General features: G+C 74.1%; 9 protein-coding genes, 1 tRNA gene and 4 pseudogenes. 11 read left to right on the plus strand and 3 right to left on the minus strand.

The genetic code is table 11. The annotated features are described in order from the left end of the window. Nucleotides 1-2: 2 nt before the first annotated feature. On the plus strand, nt 3-767 hold the full coding sequence (kduD, locus tag ACZ6O5_RS25940) for a 2-dehydro-3-deoxy-D-gluconate 5-dehydrogenase KduD (RefSeq protein WP_465980429.1): 765 nt from the start codon (nt 3-5) through the stop codon (nt 765-767). 4 nt (nt 768-771) lie between these two features. Beyond that, the gene (locus ACZ6O5_RS25945; RefSeq protein WP_465980342.1) at nt 772-1872 is read left to right on the plus strand and encodes a LacI family DNA-binding transcriptional regulator; all 1101 of its coding nucleotides are present in this window, start codon (nt 772-774) and stop codon (nt 1870-1872) included. A 569-nt stretch (nt 1873-2441) separates the two neighbouring features. Here ACZ6O5_RS25945 and ACZ6O5_RS25950 read toward each other — a convergent pair. Continuing rightward, complete coding sequence (locus ACZ6O5_RS25950) at nt 2442-3140, minus strand: ThuA domain-containing protein (RefSeq protein WP_465980343.1); 699 nt, start codon at nt 3138-3140, stop codon at nt 2442-2444. A gap of 255 nt (nt 3141-3395) precedes the next feature. Here ACZ6O5_RS25950 and ACZ6O5_RS25955 point away from each other — a divergent pair. After that, nucleotides 3396-3551: pseudogene (locus ACZ6O5_RS25955) on the plus strand (IS5 family transposase); the annotation flags it as partial. Here ACZ6O5_RS25955 and ACZ6O5_RS25960 read toward each other — a convergent pair. Then, nucleotides 3540-3728 (minus strand): annotated as a pseudogene (locus tag ACZ6O5_RS25960) (transposase); the annotation flags it as partial. The pseudogenes ACZ6O5_RS25955 and ACZ6O5_RS25960 sit on opposite strands and share 12 nt — an antisense overlap. Between ACZ6O5_RS25960 and ACZ6O5_RS25965 the strand changes: the two are divergent. Both ACZ6O5_RS25965 and ACZ6O5_RS25970 read left to right on the plus strand, forming a co-directional pair. After that, nucleotides 3726-3824, plus strand: a pseudogene (locus tag ACZ6O5_RS25965) (IS5 family transposase); the annotation flags it as partial. The pseudogenes ACZ6O5_RS25960 and ACZ6O5_RS25965 overlap by 3 nt on opposite strands. A 108-nt stretch (nt 3825-3932) precedes the next feature. After that, nucleotides 3933-5303: a recombinase family protein gene (locus ACZ6O5_RS25970; protein WP_465980344.1), complete on the plus strand. Its 1371-nt coding sequence runs from the start codon at nt 3933-3935 to the stop codon at nt 5301-5303. A 49-nt stretch (nt 5304-5352) separates the two neighbouring features. Here ACZ6O5_RS25970 and ACZ6O5_RS25975 read toward each other — a convergent pair. Continuing rightward, nucleotides 5353-5436 (minus strand) — tRNA-Leu (locus ACZ6O5_RS25975). Between the two features lie 199 nt (nt 5437-5635). Between ACZ6O5_RS25975 and ACZ6O5_RS25980 the strand changes: the two are divergent. The 6 genes and pseudogenes from ACZ6O5_RS25980 to ACZ6O5_RS26005 all read left to right on the plus strand — a co-directional run. After that, a pseudogene (locus ACZ6O5_RS25980) lies at nt 5636-5809 on the plus strand (hypothetical protein); the annotation flags it as partial. 2106 nt (nt 5810-7915) lie between these two features. After that, nucleotides 7916-8773, plus strand: coding sequence for a hypothetical protein (locus ACZ6O5_RS25985; RefSeq protein ID WP_465980430.1), 858 nt, complete (start codon nt 7916-7918; stop codon nt 8771-8773). A 142-nt stretch (nt 8774-8915) separates the two neighbouring features. Next, nucleotides 8916-11543, plus strand: coding sequence for a fibronectin type III domain-containing protein (locus ACZ6O5_RS25990; protein WP_465980345.1), 2628 nt, complete (start codon nt 8916-8918; stop codon nt 11541-11543). Nucleotides 11544-11571: 28 nt separating this feature from the next. Continuing rightward, nucleotides 11572-12567 (plus strand): AAA family ATPase, encoded by a 996-nt coding sequence (locus ACZ6O5_RS25995; protein ID WP_465980346.1) that lies wholly within the window; start codon nt 11572-11574, stop codon nt 12565-12567. A 2-nt stretch (nt 12568-12569) separates the two neighbouring features. Then, complete coding sequence (locus tag ACZ6O5_RS26000) at nt 12570-13724, plus strand: DUF58 domain-containing protein (protein ID WP_465980347.1); 1155 nt, start codon at nt 12570-12572, stop codon at nt 13722-13724. Further along, entirely contained in the window at nt 13718-16045 is a 2328-nt protein-coding gene (locus tag ACZ6O5_RS26005) for a transglutaminase TgpA family protein (protein WP_465980348.1), read from the plus strand. Before ACZ6O5_RS26000 ends, ACZ6O5_RS26005 begins: the two co-directional genes overlap by 7 nt. Nucleotides 16046-16309 lie beyond the last annotated feature (264 nt).

A 16309-nucleotide genomic window follows, 5' to 3' on the forward strand; every position in this document is an offset into this window, starting at 1 on the left:
CGATGGTCCTGGACGCCTTCCACCTCGACGGGCGGGTCGCCCTCGTCACCGGCGCCAATCGCGGCATCGGTCAGGCCGTCGCGACCGCGCTGGCCCAGGCCGGCGCCGACATCGCCCTGCTGGGCCGCACCGACCCCGCCGAAACGATCGCCCTGGTGGAGAAGCTCGGTCGGCGGACCCTTGTCGTGCCCGGTGACCTGGCCACCGCCGGACCAGCGGAGTTGGCCGCGGCGGTCGAGGCGGCCGCGGCGGGACTCGGCCGCCTGGACATTCTGGTGAACAACGCCGGCATCATCCGCCGTGCCGCCGCCGTCAGCCACCCACCGGAGGACTGGGCGGCGGTGCTGCGCGTCGACCTCGACGCGGTGTTCCACCTGTGTCAGGCGGCTGGCCGGATCATGCTCGACCAGGGATACGGAAAGATCATCAACATCGCGTCGATGCTGTCGTACCAGGGCGGTATCCGGGTGCCGTCCTACACTGCCGCGAAACACGCGGTCGTCGGGCTCACCCGGGCGCTGGCCAACGAATGGGCCCCGGACGGCGTGAACGTCAACGCGATCGCACCCGGCTACATCGGGACCGACAACACCGCGGCCCTGCGGGCCGACCCCGACCGGGAACGCGCCATCCGCGACCGCATCCCGGCCGGCCGCTGGGGCACTCCCGAGGATCTCATGGGCGCGGCGGTCTTCCTCGCCTCCGACGCCGCCCGGTACGTACACGGAGCCGTCCTTCCGGTGGACGGAGGCTGGCTCGCCCGATAGGAGTGTGCGCAGCGTGGAAACAGATCGGCTGTTCAGCGCCCAGCGGCAGGAGCGCCTGCTCGCCGAAGTGCGCGGGCAGGGCGCGGTACGGGTGCGCGACCTCGCCCGCGAGTTCGGCGTCAGCGAGCTCACCATCCGGCGTGACATTGTCGCGCTCGCCGAACGGGGCCTGGTGTCGAAGGTCCACGGCGGCGCCACGCTGCCGGCCCACAGCAACGCCCTCAGCCAGCCCCGCCAGGCTCCGCTCCGCTTCACCATCGGCATGGTCGTGCCGTCGCTGGACTTCTACTGGCCACCCGTCGTGGCCGGCGCACGCGCCGCCGCGGCCGCGCTCGGCGTCAGCATCCAACTGCGCGGTTCGAGCTACGACCCCGACGAGGACCGCCGCCAGATGGGACGTCTCGTGGAGGCGCAGCAGGTCCAAGGTCTGTTGCTGGCGCCGAGCCTGGACGGCGACGACGCCGACGAGATCCTCGAATGGATCGGCCACCTGCCGGTCCCGACCATTCTCGTCGAGCGCCAGCCACGCCGGTGGACGCCGACCACCCGGCACATCGAGTGGGTACGCAGCGACCACTCACTCGGCCTCGAAATCGCCGTCTACCATCTTCGGCAGCAGGGGCACCGACGCATCGGGCTCGTCGTGGCGCAGGGCAGCCCCACATCGGTCCACCTGCGGCACGCGTGGCGGACAGCCGCCGCCGACCCGAGCACGGCCGGCGCCCTGGCCATGCAGGAGGCCGTCACGACGCCCGGCCAGCGAGACGTCATTGTCCGCATCCTGCGGGAATGCCGACTCTCCAGGATCACGGCGTTGATCGTGCACAGCGATCCCCACGCCATCGCGGTTGCCCAGTTCTGCGCCGAGATGGGCATCGCCATCCCCGGCGACCTGGCGATCGTCTCCTACGACGACGAGATCGCCCACCTGGCCGATCCCGCGATCACGGCCGTGCGGCCGCCGAAGAGCCACGTCGGCCGCCTTGCCGTCGAACTCATGGTCTCCCGCCTCCTGGACGGTGAACGCCGGCCACCGCACCGGGTACTGCTCGCCCCCGACCTCGTCGTCCGCGGATCCTCGCTGTCTCTCACGCAACGGCACTAGCGAGCGGGAAGTGGATCACCGACGACGTTCACCCATGTACGCTCGCGAATGAGTTCGTCCGGATCGTGGCGTCCTGGTTCGCGGTCGATTACCAAGGTGTCACCCGGTGTGATCGGTCACCGGTCGGCAGCGGATGGCACCGGACTTCAGTGTGTCGCTCCAACACCCGCGGCGGTCGCCGTCCGCCCCCGGGAGGACGAACACCGCCGACTACCTCAACGTGGCCACACTGGTCGGCGACTTCTGGAACGACGCCAGCCGCGAGCCCTGTTCAAGCGCGGCAGCACCTACTTCCTGCTCACCTCGGGGCTGACCGGCTGGGATCCCGAACCAGGCCAGGTACGCCACGACACTCAGCATCACCGGTCCGTTGACCGCCATGACCAGCGTCGCCGGCCACCGTCAACGACTCCCAGTAGGCGGCACCGCCGACGGCGCCGACATCACGCAGCACATCTGCGGAAACGGGGGCCAACCAGCAATGGTTCTGAGCACCGTCGCCGGATCCTGACGTATCGACGCCGTACGGCACGCACGGCGGACATCGGGAACGACCGGGCAGCGGGCGGCTACATCTGGCCCGCTTCCTGCGCAGCTGCTGCCCAGGTCAACCCGCGTTCGGTGATGGTTCTCACCGGTGGCACCAGGAGGTCGTCGGGGCCATGGCCAAGCGTCGACACGAACACCCGACCACGGCCGAAGCGTCGAAGCCACACCACCGGCATCACCACGCCCGCAGCCTCCGGGACGCCATGGTCCCCGGTGAAGGTCGTGGTGGCCAGCACCTTGACGGCGGGGTCGACGTGGCAGTAGTACTGCTCGGTGTGGACCTTGAAGTCGGTGACACCGTCCACGATTGCGTGCTCCCCCACGATGGTGACGTCGTAATCGACGAAGTCTCCGGGGTGGCAGAGAAAATGGCCCCCAACCATGTACTGGTACCACCGCGCCTCGCCGGCGGTGGCGACGACACCCCCGTGCCAGCCGGCGAAGCCCACGCCATCTCGGACCCTGGCGAGCAGACCCTGCTCCTGCTGGGGGGTCAGCCGGCCACCGGTCCAGCACTGCACGATGAGGTCGACAGGAGCGAGGGCGGCCGGATCGGCGTACACGTCCAGGGTCTCCGCGACATCGACGGTGAAACCGCGCGTACGCAGATGCCCGATGAACAGGTCCGTGCAAGCCACCGGCTGGTGTCCTTCCCAACCGCCCCGCACCACGAGTGCTCTCAATGTCCACCCCCTCTGCTCGAGTCGACCGCGTCGCATCGACGGCCGACTCGGCGCCCGGCCCGGGCCAACCCTAACTGGACGATTGTTTCGCGTTCGCGTCAGTAGCGACCGATTCACGTCTCAGCCTCGGTAGTGCAAGATGCCGGATTCGACCCGGAATAGACACATTCTGGCCGGCTCCATCCTGATCAGAATCCGAGCATTTCACCCCGCGACCGTGCTGGTTCACTTTCACCCGACATCGACGCACATGACGTCCGTCGAGTGGGCCCCCGGGCGCCGTACCCCTTGCTGCATGACGCGCGGCGAGCCTATCCCTCCGACCTGTCCGACGCCCGCTGGGCCCTGATCGCACCCCGTCTGACAGCCTGGCGACAGGCCCGCACCGACGCCGGCGTCAGCGGACGCACCCCCACCCACGACCTGCGCGAGATCTTCAACGCCATCCACGGCGGGTGCGATGGCGCGGCCGTGGTGGTCGCGGACGAGGTCGGTGAGCTGGTAGTTCAGGTCGGTGAAGATGCCTTCCCTGCGCCAGGCGGCGAAGTAGCCGTAGACCGTCGGGTGGGGCGGGAAGTCGTGGGGCAGGTGGCGCCAGGCGATGCCGGTGCGGTTGACGTAGAGTCCATCATGGACATCCGGAGCGTGAAGACCTCCACCAACGTCCCACTGTCCACACAGGGTATCGACGCCGGAAAGAAGATCGTCGGCCGCAATCGCCCGCGGAGGTGGCGCTGACGACGCCTCCGAGATGCCCGACTACGGTGATGAACGCCAGCGGACTACTTGTCCGACCTGACCGCAAAGATTTTTCGTAGGAATATCGGCGTGTCAGACAGCCCGCATGACGATCTGGACGATCCCCTGAATCGATGGCTCAACAGCCAACCGCAAGCCAGCGCACCTCCGTCCGCACGGCGGCGCAGTGGCCTGCGGTTTGTGTTCTACGGCCGGATGTCGACAGTCGAGCACCAGGACCGGGTGACGTCCCGGCACTGGCAACGGGACTGCGCCAGCGAGCTCATCGCCGCTCACGGGCTGATCGTTGCCGAGTACTTCGATGTCGGCTGCTCTCGCCGCCGCAGTTGGCGGCAGCGTCCGCAGGCCGCCGCGCTGCTGACCGCGCTCGACGACCCGGATCGCGGGTTCGACGCGATCGTGGTCGGCGAGTACGAACGGGCGTTCTCCGCCAACCAACTGCAGCACCTGGCACCCGTACTCGAACAGCACGGCGTGCAACTGTGGCTGCCCGAGACGCACGGGCCGGTCGATCACCACAACCCGACCCATCAGGCGCTGATCATGATGCTGGGCGCCCAGTCGAAACGTGAGGTGCAGCGCGCCCGGTTCCGGGTTGTCACGGCGATGCGGGCCCAAGCGCGGGAGCAGGGACGGTACCTCGGAGGCCGGCCGCCCTACGGCTACCGACTCGTGGACGCCGCCCCTCATCCGAACGCCGCGCACGCGCGCTGGGGTCGCCGGCTTCAACGCCTCGAACCGGATCCGGCCACGGCCGCACACGTGCGGTGGATGTTCGCCCAACGCCTGGATGGCCAAAGTCTCGCCAGCATGGCGCGCGCCCTCAACGACGCCGGCACACCGTGCCCGTCAGGCGTCGACCCCAACCGCAATCCCCACCGCAGTCGCGACCGGTGGACCCTACGAACAGTCGCGGCGATACTCGCCAACCCTCGCTACACCGGCCGGCAGGTCTGGAACCGGCAACCCGCGCACACCGACACCGATGCCAGCCGCCCAGAGCGAGAACCCACCCGAGGGAACCCGACCGCCGGCTGGGTGGTCTCCAAGCAACGGGCCCACACCGCGCTGGTCAGTGAGCAGGACTTCGTCGCCGTCCAGGCCATCCGCTCCCACCGCAGCGCCCACGACGGCACCACCCGCCGCTACCTGTTCACCGGCCTACTGCGCTGCGGACCCTGCGGACGGCGATTGGAATCCCATTGGGTCAATCAACGCCCCGGCTACCGATGCCGCCACGGCCACACCAGCACCCAACAGCCCTCTCATCACCGGCGCAAGATCCTCTACCTCAGAGAAGACCACATCATCGCCCGACTCGCCGACCATCCCCGCCTCCCCAGCGGGATCCAAGCTCCACACGACCTGGTCACACTCCTACACAGGAGGAAGATCACCATCGTCTGCGACCAGGAGCATTGCACACCAACAACAGAATGATCCGCGCAGGTCAACCCGCGCGGATCATGATCGATATGTGGTAATGATGTGTCCGAGGGGGGACTTGAACCCCCACGCCCTATACGGGCACTAGCACCTCAAGCTAGCGCGTCTGCCATTCCGCCACCCGGACCTGCCCGTCCAGCCTACCTGGTCGGCCGCGGTGACGTTCACACCGGTTCGGCCGGCCCCGAGGGCCGCACGGGGCATTACTGTACACGGGTCGAAACGATCATGCACATCACCTTCGGTGGCGCACGTCTTCGCAGGTCAACGCCGCCCACGGTCAGGCGGGTAGCGCGGAACCGGCGATTCCGGGCAGCATTGCCCACGTGTCCCACCCCTCCCCGCTGACCGCCGCGCAGCACCAGGCCCTCGCGCTCCGCGCCGCGGGAGACCTGACCGGTGCCCGTCGCCTGCTCGACGACGCGATCGCCGCGGCCCGACCGGCGTACGGCGAGGACCACCAGGACGTGCTGGCCACCGGCCACCTGCTGGCCCGACTGCACCGGGAGGCCGACGACCCGGCCGCTGCCCGGCGCGTCCTCGAAGAGGCGTACGCCGCCGGTGAGCGCCGTCGCGGCGACGCCGACCCGCTGATGCTCGCGCTCAGCTTCGACCTCGCGGGGGTCGCGGAGGAGCTGGGCAACCGACACGAGGCCCGCCGCAACTACGGCCGCGTCGCCACCGCCGGGCCCGCCGTGCTCGGTCCGGACCACCCCGCGGTACGCGCGGCGCGCCACTACCTCGGCGGCTCCGCCGCCGCTCCCGCCGGTTCCGGGCCGCTCCCCGGCGGCTCCGCCGCCGCTGCCGGCGGGCACCCCGATCCGGCGCTGGCCGGGCCCACCGTGTCGCTGCCGGCGGTCGCGCCGGCGCAGCCGTCCCGGGCCGCCCCGCCGCCCTCGACCGTCCCCGCACCGCCTGGGGTCACCCCGGTGACCGGCGGCGAATGGGCACCGCAACCGGCCCCTCAGTTCCGGGCACCGCAACCAGCCCCGGAATTCCGGGCACCGCAACCGGCCCCGGAGTTCCGGGCACCCGGGGCCACGTCCGGCGCCGGAGCGCACCTTGTTCCACCCCCGCCCCCGTCGCCCCGGTCCGCCCCGGGGCCGGCCCCGCTGCCGCCGCCGGTGGCCCCGTCCCCGCTCCCGCGCACCGGGGCTGGCCGGCCGGCAAACCCCTGGGCGCCCCCGCCACCCCGACCGGGCCTCTCGGCCACGCCGGCTCCGCCGGAAACGGGCCCGGAGACCGCCCCCTCTCCGTCCGACGCCGATGGCCCGCCGGCCCCACCGAGCCACGGAGCGCCGCCGATCCCGACGCCCCGCGGGGCGCCACCGATCCCCGCGGCGCACGGGGCTCCACCGATCCCGACGACCCACGGCGCACCGCCGGTCCCGACGCCCCGTGGGGCGCCACCGATCCCGCCGCCCCACGGGACACCGCCGATCCCATCGGGCCACGGGACTCCACCGATCCCCGCGGGCCACAGGACTCCACCGATCCCCGCGGGCCACGGGGTGCCGCCGATCCCGGCGAGCCACCGGGTGACGCCGGTACCGCCCGCTCCCGGCGTGACGCCGGTACCGCCCCGGGCACCGGACGCTCCGCTTCCGTCTCCCGATCCGGCGGCGTCGACCACCGGCGCCGCCGCACCACCACCGCCGCCGGTCATCCCCCCGCCTCGCCGGCCGTCGCCCCGCTCCCCCTGGGCGAGCACCGGCGCACTTCCGGATGCCGCCGTCCCGCCGCCGGCGCCCGCCACGGAGGCTGATGCGACACCGCCGTCTCCGTCCACCCTGGCACGCGTCGCCGGGGAGGAACGCGAGGCCGGCACACCCGTACCGCCGACGCCACGGGTCCCGGAGCCCGGGCCCGGGTCGCCAGCCCTCGACACCACGTCGGCGGGGACACCCGCTACGCCGTCGTCGACCTCCGCGCCGTCGCCCCGGCCCGACGAGCCGGCCGGGGCGACGGCGGACGGACCCGGATCCGGGCCGGTGACGCCCGGCCCGGGCTGGGACAAGCCGACCGTTCAGGTGCGGCAGATCGGCCCGTTGCTGCGCGAGGAGGCGGAGCGGCAGGCCGCCGCCGCCATGCCCTCGGCCGACGCCGTCCCGACGAGTGGGCAGCCGGCCGCCCCGCGTTCCGCCGGCGGGGCGTCGGCGGGCACCCGCTTCCCGACGAGCCCGCAACCGACGAGCGGGGCCCCGGGCGGACACCTGCCGGACGGACCGCCGTCGGACGGACCGCCACCGGTTGCGGGCTCGCCGAGCGCACATCGGCCGGAGACAGCCCCGGTGAGCGGCCCACCCGCGAGCGCACCAGCGCGCCCACCGGCGCCCCGTGCACTCCCGGAGAGCGGTCCGTCCGCGCCGGCACGCCCGACCGCCGGACCGGTGGCGCCGGGGTACCCGCCGGTCCCGCCGGGAAGTGCGGCGTTCGTGCACACCGGCGGCGGGTCACCGACCCGACCCGTGAGCGGACCGCCCGGCCACCCGGTGAGCGGGCCGCCGGAATATCCGGTCAGCGGCCCGCCCGTGAGCGGCCCGCCCGTGAGCGGCCTACCCGTCAGCGGCACGCCCGTCAGCGGCCTACCCGTCAGCACCGCACCCGTGAGCGGCACGCCGGCGCCGCCGTGGGGGATGACCGCGCCGCCCTGGAGCAGCGTGGCACCGTCCCAGCCGGTTGCCGGGCCCGACCCCGAACCGGCACCGGCACCGGCACCGGCACCGGCACCGGCACCGGACACCGTCGACGCCCCCGAGGCGGGACCGAACGTCGCCGAGGAGCGGCGCGGTGCCGTCGCGGAGCACCGGAGTACGGAGCACCGGAGTACGGACCGGCACGACCGGGACATCGACGGCGGCGCGCCGGACCGGGGGTGGCCGCTGCCGGTCCACGACGGGCTGCCGGACTTCCCGGAGGCGGAGCGGCCGGACCCGGCGGCGTACCCGGAGCAGGGTTCCTGGCCGGCGGTGCCGTCGGCGTTCCACCAGCCGGCCGCGTACCCGGTGGCGGTGGAGCCCGAGTCGCGCGGCCGGAACCGGGCGGTGCCGGCCCTGGTGGTCGGCGGCGCGGTGCTCGCACTGGTGGCGGTGGTCGCCGGGGGCGCGGTGTGGCTGAACCGGGACGCGGCGCCGCCCGCTCCCGCGCCCGGCGCGGTGAAACCGAAGGTGACCGGCCCGCCCCCGGGTGACCTGCGGCTGCGGGACGACACCACCACGATCACGGTGACCTGGACCGACCCGACGAACGGCGGGGTGCCGTTCGTGGTGGCCGGCGGCCGGGCCGGCCAGAAGCTCGGCGTGATGGCCACCGTGGACGCCGGGCAGACCCGGTACACCGTGAACGGGTTGAGCGCGCGGCTGGACTACTGCTTCACGGTGCTGGCGGTCTACTCGACCGACTCGTACGCCACGTCGGGTCAGGTGTGCACGGACCGGGAGGGCGGCGGCGCCACGCCGAACTGACCGGCCACCGAGGACACGCTCGGTGTCCACAGGAGGACGGTGCGGGTTTCACCTGCCCCGGCCGGCCCCTATGATGGCTCCGGCTCTGGGGAGGGTCGGCCGGGCACGGCGCCCTCCTCCACCGACGGGAAGGCAGCCGGCTGTGACCACCATCGAGGACGTCACGAGCACCGCCGGGCCGGAGACGGCCCGCCCCCGGAAGCGGATGCGCGGCGGGCTGGTGACCATCGGCACCGTGGCCGCGTTGCTGGCGGCGATGGGGTTGACGGTGCTCGGGCTGGGCGCGGCCGACAACGCGGTGGCCAACTTCGACTCGTCGTCCTGGCTGTGGAGCACCACGCGCAGCGAGTTGGCCCGGGTGAACGGCATCACCGCCCGGGTGGACACCCGGATGGAGGTGCCCGGCGGACGGCGGCACCAGACGCAGGTCTCCCAGACCGACCGGTTGCTGATCCTGCGGGACCTGAACACCGGCCAGGTCAGCTCGCTGGATCTGGCCACGTTGCAGATCACCGCCACCACGCCGACCGCGCCGGGGCTCGGGGTGAGCGTCGCGTTGCACGACGACGAGGCGTTCGTGGTGGACGCGGTGCAGGGCATCGTCCGGCAGCTCGACCCGCGGGCGTTGACGCCGGTGGGCGAGCCGGTCCGCTACCCGCCGGGCATCACCGGCGGGACGTTCGACGGCGCGGGCAAGCTGTGGATCGCGGTGCCGAGCGAGGGCACCGTCTCGGCGGTCACCGCCGCCGACCTGCCGGCCACGCCGGGTGACGCGCCGGCCGGCGGGCTCAGCCCGAAGCGGGTCGAGACGTACGAGGTGGCGGAGCCGGCGCACGAGCTTGTGGTGTCCACGCTGGACGAGGGGGTGGCGGTGCTGGACCGCACCTCCGCGTCGCTGGTGACGGTCAACGGCGGCCGGACGCGGCGGGCCGGCCTGACCATGACCGCGCCGGGCAGCCTGCCGACGCGGACCAGCGGGCCGCAGGTGCCGGTCACGGTCCCCGGTGACCGGTCGGTGCACGTGGTGCGCGACGGGGCCGAGGTGAAGCGGTTCACGGTGCCCGGCGAGGGTGCCCGGCTCAGCCCGGCGGTCGCCTGGGCGGGTCGGTTCTACGTCGCCGACGAGGGCACCGGCACGGTCTACTCGTTCGACGCCGGCGGGCAGCTGGTGGAGACGATCAAGGGCGCCGGCCGGCCGGGCCCGGTGGAGCTGGAGGTCCGCGAGAACCACCTGTTCATCAACCCGCCGGACTCGTCGACCGCGCAGGTGGTCGACGACCACAACCGGGTGCGCGAGGTGGACAAGTACGCCAACGACGTGCTCGGCGGCGACCCGCCGCCGGTGCCCCCGCCGCCGCCCCCGCCGAAGAAGCCGAAGGTGAGCCGGCCGGGCGCGCCGAAGGCGGTCACCGCCGCCGCCGGCGACGCGTCGGCGCGGGTGAGCTGGCAGGCCGCCGCGTCCAACGGCGCCGAGATCACCAGGTACGTGGTGGAGGGCGCCGGCCAGACCCACCAGGTGGGCGCGAACCAGCGCGCGCTGGAGATCACCGGCCTGACCAACGGCGAGACGTACACGTTCTCGGTGCACGCGGTGAACGCCAAGGGCGACGGTCCGGCGCGCCGCAGCAACCCGGTCGTGCCGACCGCCGAGGTGCCGGACCCGCCGACCGCGGTGACCGCCGAGGCGCGCCCGGACGGCACGGTCCGGGTGAGCTGGCCCGAGGCCAACGGCCAGGGCAACAAGGTCGCCCGGTACGCGGTGACCGCGACCTCGGCCGGCGCGAGCGCCCCCGCCGGCGAGTCGCCGAAGCCGGAGCTGGTGCTGCCGGCCGGCCAGTTGGAGTACGGCACCCAGTACGCGTTCACGGTGACCGCGGTCAGCGACAAGGGCGCCGGGTCGAAGGCGTCGCCGGTGAGCAACACGGTGGTGCCGTTCACCGCGCCGAAGGCGCCGACCGAGCTGCGCGCGTCCACGGTGGCCGACCAGCCCGGCACGGTCGCGGTGCAGTGGTCGCCGGCGGTGGAGAACGGCCGCCCGGTGACGAAGTACGTGGTGGAGGCCGGCGGGAAGACGGTCGAGGTGACCGACGTGCGGGCCACCGTGGGCGGGCTCGGCAACGGCCAGAACGTCACCGTGAAGGTCAAGGCCGTCAACGAGGCCGGCCCCGGCGCGGAGGCCAGCACCACGGCGCGCACCGTGGCCGCGCCCCGGATCACGGTGACCGGCTCGTCGGCGGACGCCACGTCGGTGACGGTGACGTTCACCGTGGACGCCGGCGGCGGAAAGGCCACCTGCACGGCCGCGACCGGCGGCAAGACGGCCACCGGGAGCTGTGCCAGCCTGCGGGTGACCGGGTTGACGCCGGGCACGGCGTACTCGGTGGCGCTGACCGCGAGCAACGCGGCCGGCAAGGGCACGGCCACCCGCGCCCAGACCACCGACCCGCTCTACGGCGTCGCCACCTGCAAGAACGGTCCGGACGGCGACCAGCGGACGTACTGCGACAAGGACGTCTCGGGCCGCAACGGCAACGAGATCTTCGAGGTCACCCGGCAGGACGACGACCGCCAGGCGGGCTGGGTGCCGGACGGCCACCGGCTGCGCGCGTACTGCAAGGCGAAGGGCGAGAACGTGGACGCCTGGATCTACAACAAGAACAAGCAGAGCACCTGGTGGATCCAGGTCGACTACAAGGGCAAGACCTACATCCCGTGGGCCTGGCTCAACCTGGAGGGCGGCGACGACCTCAACCTGCTGCCCGCCTGCTGACCACGATCTCTTCCTCGAAAGGCGCCCCGTGAACACGCACGAACCGCTCAGCCAGCCGGAGGTGCAGGGCTTCGCCGCCCTGGCCGCCCGGCTGGCCGACAACGTCAACGCGGTCGTGCTGGGCAAGCCGCAGGTGGTCCGGCTGGCGCTGACCGCGCTGTTCGCGCAGGGGCACGTGCTGCTGGAGGACGTGCCCGGGGTCGGCAAGACCACGCTCGCCCGGGCGGTCGCGGCCACCGTGCAGGGCGAGTGGCGACGGATCCAGTTCACCCCGGACCTGCTCCCCTCGGACGTGTCCGGGGTGACCATCTTCAACCAGGCCAGCCGCGGCTTCGAGTTCCACCCGGGGCCGGTGTTCGCGAACATCGTGATCGCCGACGAGATCAACCGGGCGTCGCCGAAGACCCAGTCGGCGCTGCTGGAGGTGATGGAGGAACGCACCGTCACGGTGGACGGCGTACGCCACCCGGTGCCGCAGCCGTTCCTGGTGGTGGCCACGCAGAACCCGGTCGAGATGGACGGCACCTACCGACTGCCGGAGGCGCAGCTCGACCGGTTCCTGGTGAAGCTCTCCGTCGGCTATCCCGACGAGGCGGTCGAGGTGGAGGTGCTGCGCGGCGCCACGGTCCGCTCCCCCGACTCGCTGAGCGCGGTCACCGACACCGCCACGGTCGGCGAGATGGTGCAGATGGCCCGGCGGGTGCACATCGCCGAGCCGCTGTACGCGTACGCGGTGCGGCTGGCCGCGGCGACCCGCACCCATCCGCAGGTGCGGGTCGGGGTGAGTCCGCGCGGGGTGATCGCGTTGACGCGGGCGGCGTGCGCGTACGCGCTGATCGACGGTCGGGGCTGGATCATGCCGGAGGACCTGAAGGCGCTTGTCGAGCCGGTCTTCGCGCACCGCCTGCTGCTCACCCCGGACGCGCAGGTGCGGGGCGTCACGTCGGCCGAGGTGCTGCGCCAGGCGGTCGCCTCGGTGCCGGTGCCGCTGCCGTCGGGCCAGCCCGCCCCGGTGCACGGCTGAGCGTGGGGATCACCGCCCGGGGGATCGGGTTGCTCGTCGCCGCCCTGGTGCTGCTCGGCGTCGGCTTCCGGTACGCGTACCCGGAGTTGACCGTGCTCGGCGCGGCGGCCGGCGTCGCGGTCGGCTACGCCGGGGTGACCGCGGCCTGGCGGCCCCGGTTGACGGTGGCGCGGCGGGCCGACCCGGACCGGGTGGCCCGGGGCGAGCCGGCGGCGATGGAGCTGACCGTGCGCAACACCGGCCGGCTGCGGGCGGCGAACCTGGTCGCCGAGGACCGCTGCGCCGGCGCGCTGGTGCCGGTGCCGCTGCTGCGGTTGCGCCCGGGGCGGGACACGGTGGTGCGCTACCCGGTGCCGACGCACCGCCGGGGGGTGGTGCCGGTCGGTCCGCTGCGGGTGGTCCGCCGGGACCCGCTCGGACTGGTGGCGCTGGCCCGTGGCTACGGCGGCACGGTCCCGGTGTGGGTGCACCCGCGTATCCACCCGATGTCGGCAGTGCCCACCGGTGCCGGACGCAGTCTGGACGGGCGCACCGACAGCGTGCCGCACGGGTCGATCACGTTCGACTCGCTGCGTGAGTACGTGGTCGGTGACGAGCTGCGCCGGGTGCACTGGCGGACCAGCGCCCGGGTGGGTGAGCTGATGGTGCGCGAGAACGTGGACACCAGCCTGCCGCGCCTCGTGGTGGTGCTGGACAACCGGGTGGCCGCGCACCCGGGGCGGGTGGCCGGGGTGGCGGAGTCGTTCGAGTCGGCGTGCGAGGCGGCGGCGTCGGTGGTGGCCGCGGCGGTGCGGGAGTCCCTCCCGGTGCACCTGCTGCTGGTCGCACCGGCCGACGCCGAGCCCGCCGGGGTGGCCGGGCCGCTGGACCGCCTCGCCGCGACCGAACTGGCCGGCGGCGGGCCGGAGGTGCTGTCGGCGGCGACGGGCCGGCTGCGCCAGGACCGGCTCGGCGACACGCTGGTCTTCCTCACCGGGCCGGGCGCCGCCGACGAGCTGGGGCACGTGGGCGCGCTGCGCGGCGCGTACCCGTCGGTGGTGGTGGGGATGTTCGGCGCGGCGGCGCCGACGGCGGCCGACGCGGCGGGCCTGGTGGTGCTGGACGCGGCCGACGGCGCGGCGTTCGCCGCCGAGTGGGACGGGATCCGCCGGTGGTGACCGGGGCGCCGGCACGGGAGTGGGCGGTCCGGGCGCTGCGGGCGGCGCCGGTGCCGGTGGCGCTGGTGGTGCTGGTCGCGCTCGCCGGCGTGGTGCTCGGCCGGGTGTACGCGGATCCGCTGCTGACCCGACTGATGGTCGGCGCGGCGGTCGGTTCGGTGCTGGTCAGCGTGGCCGCCCGACGGTTGGCGTCGTGGCTGGTGGCGCCGTTGTCGGTGGCCGCGCTGGCCGGCTGGACGCTGCTGTCGCTGCGGCTGGCGGCGAGCCACGCGGCGCTGCCCGGCGGGCTGGGCGAGGTGGCCGCCGACGCCGCCCGCAACGCGATCCCCCGGCTGCTGACCGCGCTGATCCCGGTGCAGCCGACGCCGGACACCGTGCTGGTCCCGGTGGTGGCCGCCTGGCTGGCCGGGCTGACCGCCGCCGAGGTGGCGGTGCGGGCCGGCCGGGTGCTGGCCGGGTACCTGCCGCCGGCGCTGCTCTACGCCGGCGCGCTCTACGTGGTCGGGCCGAACGCGGAGCCGGCGGTCCGCCCGACGGTGCTGTTCGCGGCCGTCGCGGCGGTCGGCCTGGCCGCGCCGGGACGCCGGCCCGGCCCGGCGGCGGACGCCGACCCGGTCGCCGGGCTCACCCCGGCGGTACGCGCGGCGGTGCGGCTGCGGCTGGCCGTGGCGAGCGCGGCCGGCCTGGCCCTGGTGGTGGCGCTGGCCGCGCTGCTCGCGCCGGTGGTCGCCGGTCAGGTCGACGCGCGTCCGGTCGACCCGCGCCGGTACGTGGAGCCGCCGCAGGTGGAGTCGTTGGACGAGAACCCGCTGATCCGGATCTCGGGGTGGGCGTTGAACCCGGATCAGCGGCTGCTCGACGTGCGCACGGTCGTCGGGCCGGCCGAGGGTGGGCCGCCCCGGATCCGGTTGGCGGTGCTCAGCGACTACGACGGGGTGACCTGGCGGGTCGGGGCCACGTACCGCAACGCGGGGCGGATCCTGCCGGCGGTCGAGCCCGCGCCGGGGGCCACCACCGAGGCGGTGCGCCAGGAGATCACGGTGGGCGACCTGACCGGGCGGCTGCTGCCGGCGGTGCCGACGCCTCGCGAGGTGGGTGGCGCGCGGGTGGCGTACGACCCGGCGAGCGGGACGCTGATCCGCCCGGAGGGGCTCGTGCCGGGGCTGCGGTACGAGGTGTCCTCGGTGCGGGAGCGCCCGGATGTGAACCTGGTGAGCACCGCGAACGTGCCGGCCGGCGACGCGGTGGCGCGGGTGCTGCGGGTGCCGGACGGGGCGCCGGAGCAGTTGCGCCGGCTGGCCGCCCAGCTCGCCGAGGCCAACGGCGCCCCGTACGCGCGGGCCGACGCGATCGCCACGTTCCTCGCCGAGCACTACCGGTTGACCGCGGACGCGCCCAGCGGGCACGCGTACCCGAATCTGACGTTCTTCCTGTTCGGGCCGCGTAACGGCGGCGGGCAGCGGGGCACCTCGGAGCAGTTCGCCGCCGCGTTCGCGGTGCTCGGCCGGCTCGCCGGGCTGCCCACCCGGGTGGTGGTGGGGTTCGCGCCGAACGCGGACGGGCCGGTGCGGGCCGCCGACGCGTACGCCTGGCCGGAGGTGCTGTTCGACGGCGTCGGCTGGGTGTCGTTCGATCCGATGCCGCGCCCGGACTCCGCGCCCCGCCCGGTGGAGGAGGACTTCCGGCCGAAGCCGGAGGAGCCGCCGCCGTCGGAGGTGCCGGCGCCGACCGAGCAGCCCTCGGCCTCGCCCCCGGCCGCGGCGTCCGCGCCGGACCGGGCCCGCGGCGGCCCGGGTACGCCGGTGCTGGTGGGCGGCGGCGTCGGCGGTCTGCTGCTGGTGGTCGGCGCGGTGTTGGCGGCCCTGGCGGCGGCGCGCCGCCGGTTGAGCCGGTCCCGGCTGGACCGGGGTGCTCCCGGCGAGCGGGTCGCCGGCGCCTGGCGGGAGCTGACCGACGCGCTACGGCTGGCCGGCCGCCCGGCCGGGTCGGACCTGGCGGCGGCGGAGGTCGCCGAGCGGGCCCGGAGGGCGCTGGCCGAGGCCCGCGCGGCGACCGGTGTGTCGCCGGCCGGCGACGGGGCTGCCGGCGACGGGGCTTCCGGCGGCGAGGCGTCCGGCGACGGGGCTTCCGGCGGCGACGTCGGCGAGCTGGCCGGGTTGGTCAACCAGGTGGCCTTCGCCCCGGGCAGCACCACCGGGCAGCAGGCGGACCGGGCGGCAACGCTCGTCACCGCGTACGGGGAGGCGCTGCGCGACGCCCGGCCACGCTGGCGGCGGCTGTGGTGGCGGGTCCACCCGGGTCCGCTGCGCTGGCGGCGCTGACACCCCGCGCACGCCGCGGGACCCGAGTGGTCGGCAGCACGACGGGCAGGTCGGTGCCGGTGCGGATGCCCTTTCGAGCTGATGTCACAAACGACTCACCCGTCGGACGTGACCGGCTCCGGGCGGGCAACACGGACGCCTGATCGGTGAGCACCGGCCGGGACCGGCGCGATATCACCAACGACTCAGCTCGAAAGGGCCCACGATGGAGACTTCCGGTGCCACGGGCGCACGGCGACGGGCGGCGGCGGGCGGCGGTAGGCG

The organism is Micromonospora sp. NPDC049201, from assembly GCF_055586805.1.